The organism is Bacillus sp. z14 (2026) (genome assembly GCF_058313575.1).
Genome location: NZ_JBZFQK010000001.1, coordinates 621,456 through 641,039, shown reverse-complemented (window position 1 = coordinate 641,039; position 19,584 = coordinate 621,456). Strand labels below are relative to the sequence as shown.

21 protein-coding genes and 1 riboswitch are annotated in these 19,584 nt (G+C 36.9%); of the genes, 19 read left to right on the top strand and 2 right to left on the bottom strand.

Annotation, left to right across the window (positions count from 1 at the left end; translation table 11 throughout):
• Nucleotides 1–56 precede the first annotated feature (56 nt).
• Nucleotides 57–542, top strand: a complete 486-nt coding sequence (locus AC4G3O_RS02990; protein ID WP_491135792.1) for a mannitol dehydrogenase family protein — start codon at nt 57–59, stop codon at nt 540–542.
• Nucleotides 543–629: 87 nt separating this feature from the next.
• On the opposite strand, the gene serA is transcribed toward AC4G3O_RS02990, so the two are convergent.
• The gene (serA, locus tag AC4G3O_RS02985; RefSeq protein WP_491135791.1) at nt 630–2,213 is read right to left on the bottom strand and encodes a phosphoglycerate dehydrogenase; all 1,584 of its coding nucleotides are present in this window, start codon (nt 2,211–2,213) and stop codon (nt 630–632) included.
• 383 nt (nt 2,214–2,596) lie between these two features.
• A riboswitch (FMN riboswitch) is annotated at nt 2,597–2,727 on the top strand.
• Between the two features lie 177 nt (nt 2,728–2,904).
• Here serA and AC4G3O_RS02980 point away from each other — a divergent pair.
• Nucleotides 2,905–3,492 carry an ECF transporter S component gene (locus AC4G3O_RS02980; protein WP_066107555.1) on the top strand — a complete coding sequence of 196 codons (588 nt, stop codon included), beginning with the start codon at nt 2,905–2,907 and terminating at the stop codon, nt 3,490–3,492.
• Nucleotides 3,493–3,546: 54 nt separating this feature from the next.
• Here AC4G3O_RS02980 and AC4G3O_RS02975 read toward each other — a convergent pair whose 3' ends face one another.
• Nucleotides 3,547–3,795: a ferredoxin gene (locus tag AC4G3O_RS02975; RefSeq protein ID WP_066107552.1), complete on the bottom strand. Its 249-nt coding sequence runs from the start codon at nt 3,793–3,795 to the stop codon at nt 3,547–3,549.
• A gap of 219 nt (nt 3,796–4,014) precedes the next feature.
• Between AC4G3O_RS02975 and AC4G3O_RS02970 the strand changes: the two genes are divergently transcribed.
• The 17 genes from AC4G3O_RS02970 (at nt 4,015) to AC4G3O_RS02890 (ending at nt 19,510) form a co-directional block, all read left to right on the top strand.
• Nucleotides 4,015–5,070 (top strand): YpbB family protein, encoded by a 1,056-nt coding sequence (locus tag AC4G3O_RS02970; protein ID WP_066107549.1) that lies wholly within the window; start codon nt 4,015–4,017, stop codon nt 5,068–5,070.
• Between the two features lie 2 nt (nt 5,071–5,072).
• The gene (locus AC4G3O_RS02965) at nt 5,073–6,548 is read left to right on the top strand and encodes a RecQ family ATP-dependent DNA helicase (RefSeq protein WP_491135790.1); all 1,476 of its coding nucleotides are present in this window, start codon (nt 5,073–5,075) and stop codon (nt 6,546–6,548) included.
• A gap of 4 nt (nt 6,549–6,552) precedes the next feature.
• A complete protein-coding gene (locus AC4G3O_RS02960) occupies nt 6,553–7,146 on the top strand; it encodes a CPBP family intramembrane glutamic endopeptidase (RefSeq protein WP_066107543.1) in 594 nt (197 codons plus the stop codon).
• Between the two features lie 113 nt (nt 7,147–7,259).
• Complete coding sequence (locus AC4G3O_RS02955) at nt 7,260–7,718, top strand: YpbF family protein (RefSeq protein ID WP_066107539.1); 459 nt, start codon at nt 7,260–7,262, stop codon at nt 7,716–7,718.
• A gap of 93 nt (nt 7,719–7,811) precedes the next feature.
• Nucleotides 7,812–8,462, top strand: coding sequence for a CBS domain-containing protein (locus AC4G3O_RS02950; protein WP_066107536.1), 651 nt, complete (start codon nt 7,812–7,814; stop codon nt 8,460–8,462).
• 83 nt (nt 8,463–8,545) lie between these two features.
• Nucleotides 8,546–9,331 (top strand): metallophosphoesterase, encoded by a 786-nt coding sequence (locus AC4G3O_RS02945; RefSeq protein ID WP_491135789.1) that lies wholly within the window; start codon nt 8,546–8,548, stop codon nt 9,329–9,331.
• Nucleotides 9,332–9,405: 74 nt separating this feature from the next.
• Nucleotides 9,406–9,996 (top strand): adaptor protein MecA, encoded by a 591-nt coding sequence (locus AC4G3O_RS02940; protein ID WP_490558129.1) that lies wholly within the window; start codon nt 9,406–9,408, stop codon nt 9,994–9,996.
• Nucleotides 9,997–10,259: 263 nt separating this feature from the next.
• Nucleotides 10,260–11,525 (top strand): Glu/Leu/Phe/Val family dehydrogenase, encoded by a 1,266-nt coding sequence (locus AC4G3O_RS02935; RefSeq protein WP_066107527.1) that lies wholly within the window; start codon nt 10,260–10,262, stop codon nt 11,523–11,525.
• Nucleotides 11,526–11,706: 181 nt separating this feature from the next.
• On the top strand, nt 11,707–12,681 hold the full coding sequence (locus tag AC4G3O_RS02930; protein ID WP_066107522.1) for a YpdA family putative bacillithiol disulfide reductase: 975 nt from the start codon (nt 11,707–11,709) through the stop codon (nt 12,679–12,681).
• Nucleotides 12,682–12,718: 37 nt separating this feature from the next.
• Entirely contained in the window at nt 12,719–13,684 is a 966-nt protein-coding gene (locus tag AC4G3O_RS02925) for an asparaginase (protein ID WP_066107519.1), read from the top strand.
• A gap of 108 nt (nt 13,685–13,792) precedes the next feature.
• Nucleotides 13,793–14,473 carry a glutamic-type intramembrane protease PrsW gene (prsW, locus tag AC4G3O_RS02920; protein WP_066107516.1) on the top strand — a complete coding sequence of 227 codons (681 nt, stop codon included), beginning with the start codon at nt 13,793–13,795 and terminating at the stop codon, nt 14,471–14,473.
• A 419-nt stretch (nt 14,474–14,892) separates the two neighbouring features.
• A complete protein-coding gene (gene sleB, locus AC4G3O_RS02915; protein WP_066107513.1) occupies nt 14,893–15,741 on the top strand; it encodes a spore cortex-lytic enzyme in 849 nt (282 codons plus the stop codon).
• A 10-nt stretch (nt 15,742–15,751) separates the two neighbouring features.
• On the top strand, nt 15,752–17,113 hold the full coding sequence (gene ypeB, locus AC4G3O_RS02910; protein WP_066107512.1) for a germination protein YpeB: 1,362 nt from the start codon (nt 15,752–15,754) through the stop codon (nt 17,111–17,113).
• 121 nt (nt 17,114–17,234) lie between these two features.
• Nucleotides 17,235–17,894: a flagellar brake protein gene (locus AC4G3O_RS02905; RefSeq protein ID WP_066107509.1), complete on the top strand. Its 660-nt coding sequence runs from the start codon at nt 17,235–17,237 to the stop codon at nt 17,892–17,894.
• Between the two features lie 49 nt (nt 17,895–17,943).
• On the top strand, nt 17,944–18,123 hold the full coding sequence (locus AC4G3O_RS02900; protein ID WP_139891728.1) for a DUF5359 family protein: 180 nt from the start codon (nt 17,944–17,946) through the stop codon (nt 18,121–18,123).
• Between the two features lie 128 nt (nt 18,124–18,251).
• A complete protein-coding gene (cmk, locus tag AC4G3O_RS02895; protein ID WP_066107501.1) occupies nt 18,252–18,932 on the top strand; it encodes a (d)CMP kinase in 681 nt (226 codons plus the stop codon).
• Nucleotides 18,929–19,510: a lysophospholipid acyltransferase family protein gene (locus tag AC4G3O_RS02890; protein ID WP_066107498.1), complete on the top strand. Its 582-nt coding sequence runs from the start codon at nt 18,929–18,931 to the stop codon at nt 19,508–19,510. Before cmk ends, AC4G3O_RS02890 begins: the two co-directional genes overlap by 4 nt.
• Nucleotides 19,511–19,584 lie beyond the last annotated feature (74 nt).

Below are 19,584 nucleotides of genomic sequence, written 5' to 3'. Positions count from 1 at the left end.
TGCTTTTTTGCATTCTGATACTGGACATTTTATAGGAGAGCTATTGAATCCTGTTAGTGGTATTTAACATTAAAAACTCTACGGAACGGTGTACAAGCACTTTTCCGGATACACCTGGGCGGATCGCCACGGATACTTCACAGAAACTAGGAATCCGTTTTGGGGAGACTATCAAATCATATGTACAAAGAAATGACCTTCATATAACTGATTTAACATTTATTCCTTTAACGATTGCGGCTTGGTGCCGTTATCTACTTGGTGTGAATGATGCTGGCAAAAAAATGAACATCAGTCCTGATCCTATTTTAGAAGATTTGCAGCAGTATCTTCATGTAATCGGGTTCGGCCAACCTGAATCAGTCAGTAACCAATTACAACCTATTCTTTCAAACGAAAGAATTTTTGGGGTGGACTTATACGAAGTTGGCTTAGGGAATACAATCGAAGAATTTTTTAAGCAACTGATTGGGGGACCCGGAGCTGTAAGAGAGACATTGCATGAGCAAATCCAAAAACATGAGAGTAAAGTGGCTTATTGAACTGAGACTAAGTAATTTTAATAGAATATAAGAGGAAAGGGCATCCATAAGCTAAGCCAGCTTATGAGATGCCCTATTCTTATTATTCTATGCCTCACTCAAATTAATTGCTTTGGCGACGGATATTTCATCATTGCCGGCAAGTTCATTTATGACGGAATGAGGAATTTTTTCATCAAATGTAAGGATCATAATGGCTTCACCGCCGGCTTCTTTCCGTCCTACCTGCATGGTGGCAATATTGAGATTAAGATCGCCGAGTTTTTTACCGACAATGCCAATCACACCTGGTCTGTCGTGGTGCTGGATATATAGGATATGGCCATCAGGGTAAAAGTCGATTTTGAAGTCATCGATGGCAATGATACGCGGCCCATATTCTTTTATATAGGTTGCTTTCATTTCAATTTGTCTGGTATCGCCTTTAATTCTTACCGTTATACTATTTGAATAACCATATGTTTCGTTTGAGATTTTTTCACCTATAGTGATGGAACGTTCCTTAGCGTATAACAGGGCATTTACTTCGTTGATGGTGACATCAGCCCGTTCTTTAAAAAATCCAGAAACAAGTGATTTTGTTAAAATTGATGAATCAAAATCAAAAGCATCACCGCCATATGTAATGGAAATTTCTTTTATGCCTTCGTTTATATATTGTGATAGGAAAGAGCCAAGTTTTTTCACTAATTGATAATATGGCTGTATTCTATTAAATAATTCAGCAGGTATAGCTGGTAAATTGATGGAGTTTGACACTGGTATTCCATCCACAAATGAGACTACTTCTTTTGCCACCTGCTTAGCCACATTTAATTGCGCTTCAGCAGTGGACGCTCCAAGGTGAGGTGTGACAATGATTTGATCCAAGGACAATAATTTATTATTCACCGGAGGTTCTTCTACAAATACATCCAGTGCAGCTCCGGCTACTTTTCCCTCAAGAACCGCATCATATAAAGCGTCCTCGTCAATTATGCCTCCTCTGGCACAGTTGATCAGATAGACACCGTCTTTGCATTTATGTATTGTATTTTTGTTTAATAAGCCTCTTGTATCCTTATTTAATGGGGTGTGGACGGTGATGAAATCAGATACTTGAAGCAGGTTATCGAGTGAACCGACCGTTATGCCTAATTCTTTTGCCCGATCTGACGTAATGAAAGGATCAAAGGCAAAAATATTCATCTGAAAAGCTCTCGCCCGCTTGGATAATTCAGTACCAATTCTCCCCATACCAACGATTCCTAACGTCTTACCTTTTAATTCAGCTCCGGCAAAGCGATTTCGCTCCCAAGCACCATTTTTTAAAGATTGGTGAGCCTGAGGAATGTTTCGGGCCAGGGATGCCATCATGGCAAAAGTGTGTTCAGCGGTAGAAATTGTATTGCCATCCGGTGCATTGACCACAATGATTCCACGACTTGTACAGGAAGGAACATCTATATTGTCGACCCCTACGCCAGCCCGGGCTACAATTTTTAGGTTTGTCATTTTTTGAAGTAAATCATTTGTTACTTTTGTAGCACTTCTAACTAAAAGTGCATCAAACAGATGCAATTCACTGCTTACTTCATCTATCTTTTTTTGGACAACCTCGATGTCATTCCTGCCAATGAATGGTGTTAAACCATCAGGCTTTATTGAATCAGCTATGAGCACTTTAAACAATCTTGTCACCATCCTGTAGAAGTATTTAATCTTGTTTCCACTCTACAAGACTTATAATCTGTGTGTCAATCAAGATTCAACATTGCAAGCGCTTACTATTTTAAAATTTTGGAAAAGTCTAATTTTTGTTGCCGGCAGATACTAAAAAGACTTCATTTTCTATAATTTAGACGGCTTAGTTGGTTCGAGGAAAATAGAGGTGAGGCCATTAATTTATGAATTTTTTACAAATATATATTTTTTGATCTATTTATATAGTGATTCTAATCTCTTGTATTATTTAGTTTAGTGGGATAAAATCAATATAGAAATGGTCTAGTTAAATATACAGGTGGAATGTCTAGCCTGATTATTTTTCTAAAGCATTTTACTAATTAAATACGGTCTATCTTCGGGGCAGGGTGAAATTCCCTACCGGCGGTGATGATTTATAATCTAAGCCCGCGAGCCTGTAAAGGCAGGATTTGGTGAGATTCCAAAGCCGACAGTATAGTCTGGATGGGAGAAGATGGAGGTCTCTGTTAACGTTCAAAAAACGATCTTTCGTGAACGTTTTGTTTCACATTGCCTTTTTCTCCCTTTATCTAATTAAGATAAAGGGATTTTTTATGGCATGGCTTCATGATTGACGTTTTAGGCAGAGCCTTTCTTCTGGAAGAGGTAGTACCAAACCTAAAGGAGAGAGGAAATAATGAAAAGCAGTGGTGTAAGTAAGATTCAAAAAATGGTTACGATTGGGATGTTGGGTGCGATTGGATATGTTCTGATGATTATTAATTTTCCATTCCCTGGTTTTCCAACATTTCTACAAATTGATTTTAGTGATATTCCAGCTTTAATTGCGGCCATCATTTTTGGGCCGGTTGCGGGTATCCTGGTAGAATTATTAAAAAATATTCTGGATTACATGATGACAGGAAGCGACACAGGAATTCCGATTGGGCATTTTGCTAACTTTATCGGAGGCGTCGCGTTTATCCTTCCAGCCTACTATTTTTATAAAAAAATCGGCACCAAAAGAGGCATGGTGTACGGACTTGTAGGAGGCACAATCGTATTAGCTTTATTTATGAGTCTTGTCAATTACTTCATTTTGCTGCCAAGCTACAGTGTGTTAATGAATTGGAACATGTCTGGTACAGAGATTCGAGCAATGATCACCACGGCGATCATTCCTTTCAATTTAATAAAAGGAACCTTAATTGCCATTGTATTTATGCTGTTATTCACTAAAATGCAGGGCTGGTTTTCGAAGCAATCTGTATTGCGAAATGTATAAAATAGATTAAATAAAAGCCTCTGCGAAACCGCAGAGGCTTTTATTAATGGGAGACTATTCGAATTTTAATGCGTCTCCGTCAAAGGATTCGTCAGCAACTTTAATAGAATCTGTTGGGCAACCTTCGAAAGCATCCATCATGTCATCAAGCAGAACATCTGGAATTTCGACAATACCTTGGTTATCATCTAAAGTAACAAATGCAATACCTTCATCATCATAATCGTAAATATCTGGAGCTGCTGCTCCGCAAGCACCACAAGCAATGCAAGTTTCTTTGTCAACAATAGTAAATTTAGCCATGCTAAATACCTCCCAGGTAAAAAAATATATATTTTGATACCGAACTGGATATCAAACCCCTCACCTTATTGTAAAACTCATGGTATAACTTTTCAATAGCCAATATTTCGCGTGTTTTTAGCGAATAAAGGAAAAATAGGCTATTGAATTTTAAGCATGAGGGTACAACTATTTGGTAAGATAAAAAGTGTCAGACATGTAGGATAAAGGGGTTAAAACATGATTATACCATATTTTGACGGATTAATACTGTATTTAATAAATGCATTAAAGGGGCAAAGAACAGTATATTCCCCTTTACATATACTTAATGGGAAAAAATCCTCTCAGCCCATTCAAGATGCTCGTTTGTTTAATATATCTCGGTTTTTTGGCGTACTTCCAAAGTTAAAAAGAGAGACTTGGGATCAAAAGATTATTGAATTAACCAAAAAAGGATATATAAAAGAAACAGGTATTAATACCTATGTCTGTACGCAGCATGGTAAACAAGCACTTTCCTTTTGGGAAAAGGATTATCCTCAGTTAACTAACCTGGATGGTCGTACCTTTCAAGATGCAGCTCATGGATTTTGGATGAGGCTGCAATTATTGGTACAAACGTCGTCCTGTTTGCTAAATGGCAATCATTCTTTCATTGCGGTTTCCCGTAATCAAGAGGAACAACTGTTAGTGAAAAAATTATTTAAAAAGATTCCTCTCTCTTCAATGGAATTGGCCCAGCTTCTATATCAGGAGCTTGATGATTTATTAAGTAATGTAAATGAAGCCGGAGCAGAATTAATTGTTTCAGCCTTCTCAGGTCACCAGCATGCGGGTTTGACAATCGAACAGGCTGCACGAAAGCTTAATATAGATGTATTTTATGCGAGACTTCTCTTTTGGGATACTATTCATTATATGCTTAAAGCCAGTGTTCAGTCTCCTTATATACTATTGAAAGAACTTGTGCTTATAGGTAAACCTGTTCAATCTCTTTTAACTGCTTCTACGCAAAGAACATTAAAAATGCTGCAAGCCGGGATGTCCAAAGAAGAAGTAGCAGCCGTACGGAATTTAAAAACGAATACGATTGAAGATCATCTTGTTGAAATCGTTTCAAACGTACCTGATTTTCCGATAGATGATTTTGTAAGTGCAACAGAGAAAGAACAAATCAAACAGGCCATTGCTACTAATGAAACAAAACAGTTAAGATCTTTAAAAATGGTCCTTCCATCTGAGATAACTTATTTTAAAATCAGGCTCGTTATGGCAACTATAAAGGAAGTGTAAGTATGCAGCCGCTAGAAGCTCAATTAGAAAAAATGTTCGGATTCCAAACGTTTCGAACTGGACAGAAGGAAGTGATAGAATCCATTATCACCGGCAAAGATACACTTGCTATGCTGCCAACTGGGACCGGTAAAACCTTGTGTTTTCAGATGCCCGGATACTTGATGGATGGATTGGTTATTATCATTTCACCATTGTTGGCTCTTATGCAAGATCAGGTAGAACAAATGAAGGCGAAAGGCGAAAAAAAGGTTGCCTCCTTAAATTCATTTTTAACCCTGCAGGAACGGGATATGGTGCTGAGGTCATTATCATTATTAAAATTTTTATATATCTCGCCAGAAATGCTGCAATCCAGATTTATTTTAGATAAATTAAAAAAGCTCAACATTGCATTGTTTGTTGTAGATGAAGCGCACTGTATATCACAATGGGGTTATGATTTTAGACCGAGTTATTTGCAGCTCGGCCGTATTAGAGAAGAACTGAATAACCCATTGACCTTAGCTTTAACAGCTACTGCTACTCCTGAGGTTCAAGAGGATATTTTAAAAAATTTATGTATGGAGGATGCGGCGAGAGTAATCCATAGTGTGAACAGGGAGAATATCAGTATCCTGGTAGAAGAAGCCGCTGATTATCAGCATAAGCTTCAAATTTTAATTGATGCACTGAATAAAGTGCCAGGTGCAGGGGTTATATATGTATCCAGCCGAAAACTTGCTGAACAATTAAGTGGATTTCTACTAGAAAAGGGCTTTGGTGGTGTTGCTTATTATCATGGCGGTATGGAAACTAGTGACCGAATCCTGATTCAGCAGCAATTTTTATCTGGGCAGTTAAGAATCATAGTGGCCACCAATGCATTTGGTATGGGGATTAATAAAAATGATATACGATTTATTTTACATGTAAACATGCCGTTGAGTGTGGAGGCATATGTACAGGAAATAGGCAGGGCTGGAAGAGATGGATTGCCGGCAGTGGCCATATTGTTATATTCAGAAGGAGATGAATGGCAAGCTTCCCATCTGATTGAAAGAGATTTTCCAATTCGTTCAGAAATTGAATGGGTTATTCATCATGAGGCCTCCAATCTTACAGCTGAGGAGTTTATTGGTGATGACAAAATAGAACGGATAAAAGAATTAAATAAGGCTTTATTAAAGGGGAATATTCTTGACCCCTATGAACGAATTGAGCGAATAGATGTAGAACTGGAAAATCGAAAAAAAGAAAAACTCATGAAATTATATCTATTGAAAAAATGGATTCTTTCCACTGAGTGCAGAAAGAGCAGCATCGCTTCCTATTTTAATCAGGAGCTACAGAATAAAACAAAGACTTGCTGTGACCGGTGTGGAGCAACACTAGATGCACTTATCGCTATCCTTCCAAAACAACGGCAAGACATTCCTCGGGAAGATCAAAATTGGCGTATGCAATTGAAACAATTATTTACTGGAAGGGCAGAGTAAACAAATGAAAAATAAACAGGCAGAGCTCGTGAGTCAGTTAAAGGATGAAGAACTATACAAGGCATTGATTCAAACTCAATTGCTTTTGCTTATAATCTCCTCTTTTTTGGGGATATGGGTCTTTGATGATATACAGGAGTTTTTATTGTTATTTGATTTTCAAGATTGGTCTATCCTTCTTATAGGAATCCCAGCAGGATTGCTGGTAGTTCTCTACGACTTACTTTCGATGAGGTATCTTCCCGAGAGATACTTTAATGATGGCGGAATCAATCAACGTATTTTTAGTTCTCTCAATGGACGGCAACTAGTCTTTATTGTCCTTTTAGTTTCTATCAGTGAGGAATTATTATTCAGGGGTATCATTCAAACATATGTTGGTTTATGGATGGCCAGCCTCATATTTGCACTAATCCATATAAGGTATTTATATAATGTATACTTGTTTGTGAATATCTTACTGTTAAGTTTCTTTATTGGGTTTATCTATGAGTGGACAGGCAATTTATTTGTTACAATCGCGATGCATTTCACCATTGATTTAATCCTTGGATTTGTCATAAATAAGCAAGCTGGCAAGGTAAAAGCAGTCTTATAATAGATTTAGTAAAAGTAAGCATGTATAGGGAACGGGTAAATAAATAATGGACAAGAATTACATAATTGACCGCTTCTTTTCATAAACATGATTATGAAAAGGAGAGGTGGTTTATGGAAGCGTATATCAATGATTTGGACGAACATACCGATGAGGCTACAAAAATAATGCTCAACAATGTGGTGAAAAGAAAACGCAAGTTCGATCATTATAAATCCCGTCATTTTTTATTTATTTACATTACATTAGGTTTAACAGCAATTCTAGTTGTTTATGTATATAAGAACATTATTCCTCTTTATTCTTATTCTTTTATGTCCATGTATAACTATTTTTTTGACAATGAGTTTATCATTCTCTGTATGCTAATGCTTGCCTTTATGTATGGAGGGATGCTTTATTACAAAAAAAAGATGGACAAGGCAGAAAAGGAATTTCACGCACTGCGATGTGAGATTATAGATAGGAGTAAGGATCTATGGAAAAATGATGTAGCTTGGAAAAATAGACATATCCTCTTTAATAAATTTAAAGATTTATATGATATTAATCTTTTTCACGAAAATAAATAATTTTTCACAAAATAGGCAGGTAAAGTCTGAGATTTGTCGAATAAGTATCAATTATAGGGAATGTTTATACTAGATTGCGGTGGGGGTGCTTTGATGTTTGTAAAGAATATCATGATTTCAAAATATCATTGTCATACGGTTTCTTACAATGATACTCTTCAAGAGGTTTTCTCGGTGCTGGATGAACATCAAATTGAGGGAGTGCCAGTTCTTAAAGGAAATAAGTATATAGGTACGATCACAAGGTATCGAGTATACAAAGCAGCCTTCTTATCAGAGCTGCCGAGAGATATTTTTTTAAAGGAAACAAAAGCAGAATCGATCGCTGAGGTAAACAAAACATTAAAAGAAGACGAAATATACGAAAATATATTTTTGGACTTAAAAGAGACACCTTTATTAGCCGTAGTGGATGATTACGAGTATTTCCATGGCATTGTTACGCGCTATGATATAATTGAACAATTCCAGAGTACCTTTGGCGTTCATGTACCTGGTGTGAGGATAGCATTAACTACAGTCGAAACCAAGGGGCGTATTGCCAGGTTAACTGAGATTGCAAGGCAATATCAGCAACAAATAATTTCATTAGTTACCTTTGATGAAACCGATAAACTTTTAAGGCGCATTGTCATTAAAGTAGTGAAAGCGCCGAATGTAGATAAATTTATCCGTAAATTAGAGGAATCAGGCTTTAGAGTCTTGCATATTGATGAAAAAGTTTTGCATATTGATCAAAAATAAAGATATAAATAAATGTAGAGCTAGTCATTTATTAGGCTGGCTTCTTTTAGTTATAAGATATAAAGGATTGAAAGGGAGATACTATGGCAGTGCTGTTCTTTTTTGGTTTATTAATTGCTTTATGTGTGTGCTTACTCATATATATGTACAGGCTTGCGCATCAGGACCGAGTGATTGATCATACGTTTGAATTCAGTACATTTCCAAGTGATGAGACCATCACAATCTTTTTTATTTCAGATATACATAGGCGGGTCATCAGTAATGAAATTATTGGGCAGGTAAAAGGGAAGGCTGATTTTGTTTTAATTGGCGGTGACCTAGCTGAAAAAGGGGTACCGCTAGATAGAATAAAAGAAAATTTAACTAAATTAAAAAGTGTAGGTCCTGTTTATTTCATATGGGGTAATAATGATTATGAAATAGATAGACATGAACTGGATGCACTTTTTGTAGAGTTGGATATCCATGAATTACTAGATACAAGCGTACTGTTTGAAACAAAGGATGGCGGTAAAATACGCCTGCTTGGAATTGACTTTTATGATGAAGAGGAACAAACGGGGCGGCTTGATTTGGCAATGGAAGAAGTGGAATCTGACAGTTTTAGAATTCTAGCCAGTCATACTCCGAAAATTGAAAAGGAAATTGAGAAATCATATGGAATTGATTTAGTATTGAGCGGCCATACACATGGGGGACAAATTAGGATTTTTGGAATGGGCAGATATAAATTAGGCGGCGTCAGCGAGAGGAATGATACGACCAACCTAACAAGTAATGGATATGGAACAAGCTTACTTCCGCTGCGATTAATGGCAAAACCTGAGACTCATTTAATCCATTTAAAGAAGTTAACTCCTTCATGATTTTAAAACAAGGTACCGACTGTGACTCCCTTCATACAATGGAATGGAGAGAGTAGCTACAGGAGGATTTTTTCATGAAGCTTAAACAAATCAATCCGACATTGTTCAAACTATTTATTCCCTACGATGAATTGGAAGACAGAGGTGTTACCTGTCAGGTGCTAACCAGTCATTCGGTGGAAACCCATAGCTTTTTTTATCATATTATTCAAGAAGTGCTTGAAGAATGTGGGAATTTGGTTGCTGGATTTTTTCAGATGGATGTATACTCTTATCCATGCTACGGAATCTATATAATTTTAAAAAGGGATGCGTACAATTTAAACGAAGATCTCGAAGAAGAAGAAGAAATAGAAGGGTACCTATCTGTTAATATAATGAAGCGAGATCAAGTCATATATGAATTTGCGGAGTTTGATGATGTGGTACAAGCTTGCAGAATTATAAAGACTAGCTGGAATGTGAAAGGAATCCTTTATTTTTGGAAGTCCAAATACTATTTAGAGATAAAAGAAGATACTCTTATAAACCAAGCAACTCTTATGTCTATTCTTTTGGAGTTTGGAGAATTCTCGACCTTGAGTAAAGAATACCTGTCGGATTACGGACACAGGATAAGTAAAGAGAATATAATTACTATTATAAAAAAATATTTCCTATCATAATCGCATCTAAAAGATGTGGTTATTTTTATTTAATCTAAGCGTGTTTATAAAGGCCAAAACAGTACTCTTGCACTTTCCAGGCTTTATTAAGTATACTGAATTTATAAAAGCGAATAATAAATCTGAATATTTTTTCAAAAATTTTTGTTTTGTAATTTTTAACCCTATTATTCTATTATTTCACTTTCCAGACAATTGCCAAAGTTGTATACTTATGCTGGTAGGAAAATATTACTTATTATACATCTGTAGGAGGTACTATAATGACAGCCGACCATCATTCCACTGAGGACAAACTAGATGTTTTAAAATCGACTCAGACTGTCATCCATAAGGCTTTAGATAAGCTTGGATATCCAGAAGAGGTATTTGAATTATTGAAGGAACCGCTTCGTATGCTAACTGTGAAAATCCCTGTTAAAATGGACGATGGTTCTGTAACGGTTTTCACTGGTTATCGTGCTCAACATAATGACGCTATAGGTCCGACAAAAGGTGGAATTCGTTTTCATCCTAATGTTACAGAGAATGAGATTAAAGCTTTATCCATATGGATGAGTTTGAAATGTGGCATTGTAGACTTACCGTATGGAGGGGCAAAAGGCGGTATCATATGTGATCCGCGCAATATGTCTTTTCGGGAATTGGAAAGGCTTAGCCGTGGATATGTCAGGGCGATAAGCCAATTGGTCGGTCCTACAAAAGATATCCCGGCACCGGATGTTTTCACCAATTCACAGATTATGGCCTGGATGATGGATGAATACAGTCGTATAGATGAATTTAACTCTCCGGGATTTATTACCGGTAAACCGCTTGTTCTTGGCGGTTCACATGGCAGGGAATCAGCCACTGCCAAAGGGGTAACTATTTGTATCCATGAAGCGATTAAAAAACGTGGAATGGATTTAGTAGGAGCGAAAGTTGTTGTCCAAGGCTTTGGAAATGCAGGAAGCTTTTTGGCAAAATTCATGCATGATGCCGGTGCCAAGGTAATCGGTATTTCAGATGCAAATGGGGCTTTACATGATCCCGATGGCCTTGATATTGATTACTTGCTGGATCGTCGAGACAGCTTTGGTACAGTAACCAACCTATTCACGAATACGATAACCAACCAAGAATTACTTGAACTGGAATGTGATGTTTTGGTACCTGCCGCAATTGAAAATCAAATTACAGACGAAAACGCTCACAATATACGAGCGAAGATTGTCGTTGAAGCTGCTAATGGTCCAACCACTTTGGAAGGAACGCGTATTCTAACAGATCGCGGTATACTGTTAGTACCGGACGTTTTAGCTTCTGCCGGTGGTGTTACAGTATCTTATTTTGAATGGGTACAGAATAATCAAGGATACTATTGGACTGAAGAAGAAGTTGAGGAAAAATTACAAAAAGTAATGGTTAAATCATTTAATACCATCTACGATACAGCTCAATCCCGCCGTGTAGACATGCGCCTCGCTGCCTATATGGTTGGGGTACGGAAAATGGCCGAAGCATCGCGTTTCAGAGGCTGGATTTAATACTGCAAACAATAAGAAAGTTTTCTGTCCCTCGTGAGATAGAAAACTTTTTTGCATGTGGTGGATGAGTTTAGGTTCTAAAAATGTTATTCTAAAAGGGTTATTTAAATATTCATTGAGAAGTACTAGATACTACATACAAATTGAAATTCCAGTTTACGGTTATTTGGAGGAAAGAAGTATGCACTATGAAGAAGCAATTGTGATTGGCGGCGGACCATGTGGTATGTCAGCTTCCATTAGTTTAAAGGAAATTGGTAAAAATCCATTGATTATTGAAAAGGGGAATATTGTTAATTCGATTTATCATTACCCAACACATCAAACCTTTTTCTCAACCAGTGAGAAATTAGAAATTGGGGATGTCGCTTTCATTACTGAAAATCGGAAACCTATTCGACTCCAGGCATTAACATACTATAGAGAAGTAGCGAAGAGGAAGAATCTCAGAATAAATACATATGAATGTGTGGAAGTAATAGAAAAGCAGAAGAATGGATTATTTAGAATAAAAACAACCAAAAATGAATATGAAACACCATACTGTATCATTGCAACGGGCTATTATGATCAACCAAATATGATGAATATACCAGGTGAAAATTTGGATAAGGTATACCATTATTTCAAAGAAGGACATCCTTTCTACGATATGGATGTGGTTGTGATCGGTGGCAAAAATTCAAGCGTAGATGCTGCGCTAGAGCTTGTAAAAGCGGGAGCAAGAGTAACAGTCATATATCGGGGAAATGTTTATTCAAAAAGCATTAAACCTTGGATTTTGCCCGAGTTTGAATCATATGTCCGCAACGGAATTATCAAAATGGAATTTAATTCAGTCGTAAAAGAGATTAAAGAGCAAACTGTCATTTATGAAAAAGAGGGGCAAATAATCGAAATACAAAATGATTTTGTTTTTGCTATGACAGGGTACCATCCGGATTACAGCCTTCTAACCAATGTAGGTGTTGAAATACAAAGTGATACAGGGAAACCAATGATTGATGAGCAAACAATGGAAACAAACATAGAGAACCTATTTGTGGCTGGTGTGATTGTGGCCGGAAATAATGCTAATGAAATTTTTATTGAGAATGGAAGATTTCATGGTGGACAAATAGCAAATGCGGTAAAAGATAAGGAAGGGTTGGAGTAGCATTAAGAATGCTTGATTACTTGTTAAGAGGTGTAAAATGAAGAAAATTTCACTAATTACGACTGGTGGAACGATTGCCAGTAAAGAAATCTCTAAAGGACTTCTGAATTCGGGTGCTATGAGTGGTGAGGAATTAGCAGCACTCTGTCAGTTGCCGGAGGGTTTCGATATAAAAATTATAGATTTAATGCAAAAGCCTTCCATGCATATTGGTTTCGAAGATATGGTTTTAATAAAAGAAGCCATTGAAAAGGAATTGGAGGATGAAGGAGTTTGTGGAGTGGTAGTCACTCATGGAACGGATTCGTTAGAGGAAACGGCTTATTTTCTTGATCTAACAACTAAAGATCCAAGACCAATAGTGGTAACAGGCTCACAGCGCTCCCCTCAGGATGTCGGAACCGATGTATATTCCAATTTACGGAATTCAATCTATGTAGCCGCAAATCAACACTTAAAGCATAGCGGAGTTTTGGTTGTCTTTAATGAGCGGATATATTCTGCAAGATACGTGAAAAAAGTCCATGCTTCGAATCTCCAGGGCTTTGAATCATTTGGTTATGGATATCTTGGAATCATCGATAATGATGTAGTCAGCGTCTATCAAAAGCCGATCTATAATGAATCTTACAAAATCGGTCCGGAAATACCGCGCGTTGATATCGTAAAATGCTATACAGGTGCAGATGGGATTATGATTGATGCCGCTGTAAATGCCGGCGCACGTGGAATTGTGCTAGAAGGAGTCGGCCGTGGGCAAGTAACACCTTTAATGGTCAACTCAATCCAATCTGCTTTGGATAACGGGATAACAATTGTTATCAGTACAAGTGCGGAAGAAGGAAAAGTGTATCCTGCCTATGGATACCACGGCAGTGCTCATGACCTGCAAAATAGGGGTGTGATTCTAGGTGAGGATTATGACAGCAAGAAGGCAAGATTGAAATTGGCCATATTATTATCCAATGGTAATGTCGATATCAAGGCTGCGTTTAAGTTGTAGGGTTCGAATTACACTAATCACATGAAAGCTGTGAGAATTCTTGATTTTCTTTTTTTTTCGTCCGTGTTACGATTAAAGGACGAAAGAGTAAAAAAGAGAGGGTAATCCATGTTAAATATATTAACAGCGGGCGTTGCACCTGGTATAGCCTTGCTAATTTATTTTTACCTGAAAGATCAATATAACACTGAGCCTGTATCAGTTGTATTTAAAGTATTTATCTATGGTGCGTTATTTGTCATACCTGTTATGTTTATTCAATATGTCATCCAGGCAGAAGGGCTTTTTCTTTCTGTTTGGGCTGATGCCTTCTTTGAAAAGGGAATGGTAGAAGAGCTGATTAAGTGGGCTTTATTCCTTTGGTTGATCTATGGCCATGTTGATTTTGATGAACCCTATGATGGAATTGTTTATGGAGTTTCTATTTCTTTGGGGTTTGCAACATTGGAAAATATCCTCTATTTATTTTCGAATGGGCTTGAATATGCATGGGGAAGAGCGATGTTCCCTGTTTCAAGTCATGGACTGTTTGGGGTCATCATGGGCTTTTATTTTGGGAAAGCCAAATTCCAAACCCAGCCCAGGTTAAAGCTGACTTATATGCTGACAGCCTTGTTCATTCCGATTGCCTTGCATGGTTCCTTTAACTATATATTGATGGAGCAGGAAAAATGGTATGTATATTTAATTCCATTTATGTTCTGTCTATGGGGTCTCGGACTTTGGAAAGTAAAAAAGGCAAGAATTTTAACAGAAAAGGCTTTTAAACAGTCATTTGAATCAGTTTAATAAACTGTAAACTGCAGTAAAATAGAAACAAACACTAAATCTAAATCTGCTTCTTTTTAGGAGTAGATTTGATTAGGGTTTGTTTTTTTTATTTTAAAGGATGTTTTATCTATTTATGTTGTCTGCGGCTTTAATCCTCCAGGGTAAATAAAGGTCATGAATTCATCCTGAAATTGTTGCTTATTATGTTACAAAGAATATGCTTCATACCCCACTGCTTCTACAATCCTAAATGATTTTTCCCTACCTCCATTCAACTTTGCTTTTCTCTGCTATCAGCTCAAAAAGCTTTTGTATGCAACTTATTTTTATAATCATCAATCCTCTAGTTTGAAAATGATTTTCATGTTGGACTGAATATTTTATATGTGTTTGCAAAAACTACCCTTACTGTCATTAATTCTACAGGAGGGCATGAAATGAAGGGTTTAGTAAGGAAGTTAGTATCCTTTTCAATAATTGGTTGTTTTTTATTCCTCTCACCCATTTTTGATATCCAGACTGAAGCATTTACCAATCAAGTGATTCAAAGGGGAGCTGTCGGAGATGATGTCATCGAATTACAGGCGCGTCTTCAAAATATAGGCTTTTATCATGGAAAAATAGATGGGGTCTTTGGATGGGGAACATACTGGGCATTGCGTAATTTTCAGGAACAATTCGGCTTACCTATTGATGGGTTAGGTGGAGCAAAGACTAAAAGTAAACTGGTTAGCGCCTCTAATTACAATGCTTCCTGGGTGAAAAAACAAATCAATTCAGGAAATGAGTTTACTTATTATCAGGGAACTCCAATTGAGCATCAAGTTAAGCCAAAATCATCATCGAATAAAACGACAAAATCAACAAATACGGCGAAAAAGAACACATCCACAAAGACGACCGGTACAGCTGCAAATATACCAGCTGGATTTTCGGAAAGTGATATAAAGTTAATGGCGAACGCAGTTCATGGTGAAGCGAGAGGTGAACCATACGAGGGTCAGGTAGCAGTTGCTGCGGTTATTTTGAATAGGGTCCAAAGTTCATCGTTTCCAAATACAGTTTCAGGGGTTATATTTCAGTCGGGAGCATTTACTGCGGTAGCTGACGGACAAATCTGGCTTGAACCTAATGAGAGTTCAAGAAACGCAGTTATAGATGCTATCAATGGTTGGGATCCGACCGGTGAAGCTGAATATTATTTTAACCCGGAAACAGCGACAAGTTCATGGATATGGAGTCGTCCGCAAATAAAAAAAATCGGCAAGCATATATTCTGCAACTGAGGTGAATGTAATGATAAGAAATATCGTGATTGCTGTATTGCTAATCGGTTTAGTTGGAACAGCGTACTGGGCATATCAGGATCATCAAGAAAAAATAGCTATCATGAATCAAACCGAGAATAATTATCAGCGTGCCTTTAATGATCTGAACTATCAAATTGATGTGTTAAATGATAAAATCGGGACGACATTGGCTATGAATACAAAGGATTCTCTATCTCCGGCATTGGCTGAGGTTTGGAGATTAACAAGTGAAGCACATAATAATGTTGGTCATTTGCCCCTAACATTAATGCCATTTCATGAAACGGAGAAATTTTTAACAAATATCGGTGATTTCGCCTATAAGACATCTGTGCGAGATTTAGATAAAAGTCCGCTATCTGATGAAGAATATAATACATTAAAAGCTCTGTATAGTGACGCAACGGAAATAAGAGATGAGCTAAGGAGTGTTCAAAGGAAAATCAGCGACAATGATTTACGTTGGATGGATGTGGAAACAGCCTTGGCGGATACGAAGGGGGACAGCCAACGGGACAACCAAGTTATTGATGGACTTAAAACGATAGATAAAAATGTAAAGTCAATTGGACAAAAAAGTGAATATGGACCTACATTTACATCTGTGGAGGAAAAAAACATAGATTATAAAAATTTGTCCGGAAAAGAAATAACCCGTAAGGAAGCAATTGAACTGGCAAAAAAATATACAGGTGTCTCTAATGCTAAAACTGTCAGCGTAACTGCAAATAAGGATGGTTCAAAATACGAGTTCTATCATGTGAATTTGAAGAGTGCTTCTACAGGTAATATGATTGGAATCGATTTGACTAAAAAAGGTGGACATCCAATTTATATTATTAATGATCGTCAAGTATCCGATGCTAAGATCGGGTTAAACGATGGATATAAGAAAGCTCGGCAATATCTGAATAACATGGGCTATCAGAATATGGAGTTATTTGAAAGTACTCAATATAATAATGTTGGTGTTTATACGTTTGTAACGGTTAAAGATCAAGTGAGGATCTATCCTGAAGCAATCCGTATCAAAGTAGCACTAGATAATGGAGATATCATCGGATTGGGAGCAGACGATTATCTTCAAAATCATGATAAGGAAAGAAAAATTAATAAACCGGCTATCACTGAAAAAGAAGCTGAAAAGCAAATCAGTGGAAAAGTAATGATTATGGAAAAAAGATTAGCCGTTATCACAAATAATTTATATGAAGATGTACTCTGTTATGAATTTATGGGAACAGTAGGCGATGATACCTACCGAATTTTTATTAATGCTGAAAACGGGCATGAAGAAAAAGTAGAAATCATGCATGAAGCAAGAAAAGTGTATGATGATGTCTCATAAAAAATAATCTAAGGAAAAGGCTGGAAACGGTCTTTTCCTTTTTTGTATCCTCTGTCATAATAGTACATAAGTCCTTGTTTTGGAATATTCTTACACATGTCAGAGGGGAAATGGTTTAACTATGTTAACAATCGGAATGACCATCATACTTGAGAAGAGCCAATTAGATCAGCCTGAAACATATAGATGCAAGTTAATGGATGTTAGAGATGGGATTCTTTATATTGATTATCCAGTTAATATATATACGAACAGAATAGATTACTTAATAAATGGAACGAATTTCAGGGGAACATTTGTTGGAAAGGATCAAAATACCTATCTGTTTAATACGGAAATCCAGGGAAGAGTAAGGGAAAATATACCTTTGCTGCTTTTAGATTATCCTGGTGATGAATATCTGGAAAAAATTCAGCGAAGAGAATATGTGCGTGTAAGCTTGTCCACAAAAGTAAATGTACAGCCCATTAATAATGAATTCCCCCCCTTTACGGCATTAACAACGGATATTAGCGCAGGAGGAGCAGCAATCATTGTTCCTCAAAATTTAAAGATTGATACTCATACTAATCTAATACTGCAGTTTACATTTGAGATGAGAAATAGGGAAGTGTGTGAACTACCCATTCAGGTACAAGTGAAAAGAATTGTCGAAGTTTTGAATAATAGAAAAAAAGTATCTGTCGAATTTACCGAAATCACTGAAGCAGAACGGCAAATTTTGCTGCGTTATTGTTTTGAAAGGCAATTGGAGGAAAGAAACAGAGGTTTTGGGGATTAAATACATATCTGTATGGACAAACTCATAAGTAAGAGGAGGATTGTTCCATATGAATGCGGTAGAGCGATTTATCAAGAAAATGGCTATCATTCAACTTTTATTTTTATTATTTTTTCAGCTTGTTTTTCATCGTGAACATACCTTTACTAAATGGAAAACACTCGCAAGATATGAAGGCGTCATCGAAAATAATTATACAGCGATTATGGATGCAATTTCCAATAAATGAATATTTAGGTTTTCTAAAGACAAAGTAAAGTACTTTGTCTCATTTTTTTACATTCATATTGATTTATATCCTGTAAAGCTGTGTTAAAATAGTCATGATTAATTTTTGTGTACAACAAGGAGGAACAAATGAAAAAGAAATTATCGATTGCTATTGATGGTCCTGCTGCTGCAGGTAAAAGCACAGTAGCGAAAATTATTGCTAGAAGGCTAACATACATATATATTGATACAGGTGCAATGTACAGGGCTTTAACTTATAAGGCATTAAATAATGGAATAGATCCGAATAACGAAGCAGCTCTTTATGATCTATTAATGTCTACGGATATAAAATTGCAGAATAGTGAACAAGGACAAGATGTACTGGTTGATGGAGTTATTGTATCTGAAGAGATAAGAACGCCGAATGTAACTAAAAATGTTTCCGCTGTCTCTCAGCATAAACTGGTCCGTGAAGAAATGGTTCGACGACAACAGCTCCTGTCTGAACAAGGCGGCGTTGTAATGGATGGCAGAGATATAGGTACTCAAGTTATGCCAAATGCTGAAGTCAAAATCTTTATGCTTGCAAGTGTAGATGAGCGTGCCAAAAGAAGACATGAAGAAAATATCTTAAAAGGGTTTGACTCGGATATTGAACAATTAAAACAAGATATTGCGGCCCGTGATAAATTTGATTCAGAAAGAGAAGTATCTCCTTTGAAAAAAGCAGCAGATGCAATTGAACTTGATACAACAAGTCTTTCAATTGATGAAGTGGTGGATGCTATTATGAAGATAGCGAATGAGAAAGGAGTATATGGATGAGCTTTTATAGATTTGCCAGGGGCGTAGTAAAGATAGCTCTAACTCCCTTATACCGTGTCTCAGTTTCAGGAAGAGAACATTTTCCTGAGACAGGCGGTGTTTTATTATGCTCCAATCATATCAGTGAATTAGACCCGCCAGTTGTAGGGATGACGTGCCCGCGGGATGTTCATTTTATCGCTAAAGAAGAACTGTTTAATGTACCTGTTCTTAAAACTATTTTACCGCGTGTTCATGCCATTCCTATTAAAAGAGGTATGAGTGACCGGAATGCCTTGCGAAAGGGATTGGGTGCTTTAAAAGATGGACATGTCTTAGGTCTGTTTCCTGAAGGAACTCGCAGTAAGACAGGCGAATTGGGAGAGGGTCTTGCGGGTGCAGGCTTCTTTGCGTTGAGAACGGACGCTAAAGTTATTCCCTGTGCCGTGATTGGTTCCTATAAACCATTTTCTAAAACAAAAGTTATATACGGTCCTCCAATTGACATGGAAGAATACCGTAGTCAAAAAGCCTCCCCTGAGGAAGTGACGAAAGTCATAATGGCTCATATAAAGCAATTGATTGATCAAAACCGCTAAACATCCTGCTTGACAAATAGTACAAATTATAAGAAGTTAGAAAAAAGAGATTATTTAGAATATTGTTTAATACT

Excerpts from the sequence above, each read along its gene's own strand:
- AC4G3O_RS02980 (WP_066107555.1), top strand. The coding sequence starts at position 2,905 with ATGAAAAGCAGTGGTGTAAGTAAGATTCAAAAAATGGTTACGATTGGG.
- AC4G3O_RS02975 (WP_066107552.1), bottom strand. The coding sequence starts at position 3,795 with ATGGCTAAATTTACTATTGTTGACAAAGAAACTTGCATTGCTTGTGGT.
- AC4G3O_RS02970 (WP_066107549.1), top strand. The coding sequence starts at position 4,015 with ATGATTATACCATATTTTGACGGATTAATACTGTATTTAATAAATGCA.
- AC4G3O_RS02965 (WP_491135790.1), top strand. The coding sequence starts at position 5,073 with ATGCAGCCGCTAGAAGCTCAATTAGAAAAAATGTTCGGATTCCAAACG.
- AC4G3O_RS02960 (WP_066107543.1), top strand. The coding sequence starts at position 6,553 with ATGAAAAATAAACAGGCAGAGCTCGTGAGTCAGTTAAAGGATGAAGAA.
- AC4G3O_RS02955 (WP_066107539.1), top strand. The coding sequence starts at position 7,260 with ATGGAAGCGTATATCAATGATTTGGACGAACATACCGATGAGGCTACA.
- AC4G3O_RS02950 (WP_066107536.1), top strand. The coding sequence starts at position 7,812 with ATGTTTGTAAAGAATATCATGATTTCAAAATATCATTGTCATACGGTT.
- AC4G3O_RS02945 (WP_491135789.1), top strand. The coding sequence starts at position 8,546 with ATGGCAGTGCTGTTCTTTTTTGGTTTATTAATTGCTTTATGTGTGTGC.
- AC4G3O_RS02940 (WP_490558129.1), top strand. The coding sequence starts at position 9,406 with ATGAAGCTTAAACAAATCAATCCGACATTGTTCAAACTATTTATTCCC.
- AC4G3O_RS02935 (WP_066107527.1), top strand. The coding sequence starts at position 10,260 with ATGACAGCCGACCATCATTCCACTGAGGACAAACTAGATGTTTTAAAA.
- AC4G3O_RS02930 (WP_066107522.1), top strand. The coding sequence starts at position 11,707 with ATGCACTATGAAGAAGCAATTGTGATTGGCGGCGGACCATGTGGTATG.
- AC4G3O_RS02925 (WP_066107519.1), top strand. The coding sequence starts at position 12,719 with ATGAAGAAAATTTCACTAATTACGACTGGTGGAACGATTGCCAGTAAA.
- prsW (WP_066107516.1), top strand. The coding sequence starts at position 13,793 with ATGTTAAATATATTAACAGCGGGCGTTGCACCTGGTATAGCCTTGCTA.
- sleB (WP_066107513.1), top strand. The coding sequence starts at position 14,893 with ATGAAGGGTTTAGTAAGGAAGTTAGTATCCTTTTCAATAATTGGTTGT.
- ypeB (WP_066107512.1), top strand. The coding sequence starts at position 15,752 with ATGATAAGAAATATCGTGATTGCTGTATTGCTAATCGGTTTAGTTGGA.
- AC4G3O_RS02905 (WP_066107509.1), top strand. The coding sequence starts at position 17,235 with ATGTTAACAATCGGAATGACCATCATACTTGAGAAGAGCCAATTAGAT.
- AC4G3O_RS02900 (WP_139891728.1), top strand. The coding sequence starts at position 17,944 with ATGAATGCGGTAGAGCGATTTATCAAGAAAATGGCTATCATTCAACTT.
- cmk (WP_066107501.1), top strand. The coding sequence starts at position 18,252 with ATGAAAAAGAAATTATCGATTGCTATTGATGGTCCTGCTGCTGCAGGT.
- AC4G3O_RS02890 (WP_066107498.1), top strand. The coding sequence starts at position 18,929 with ATGAGCTTTTATAGATTTGCCAGGGGCGTAGTAAAGATAGCTCTAACT.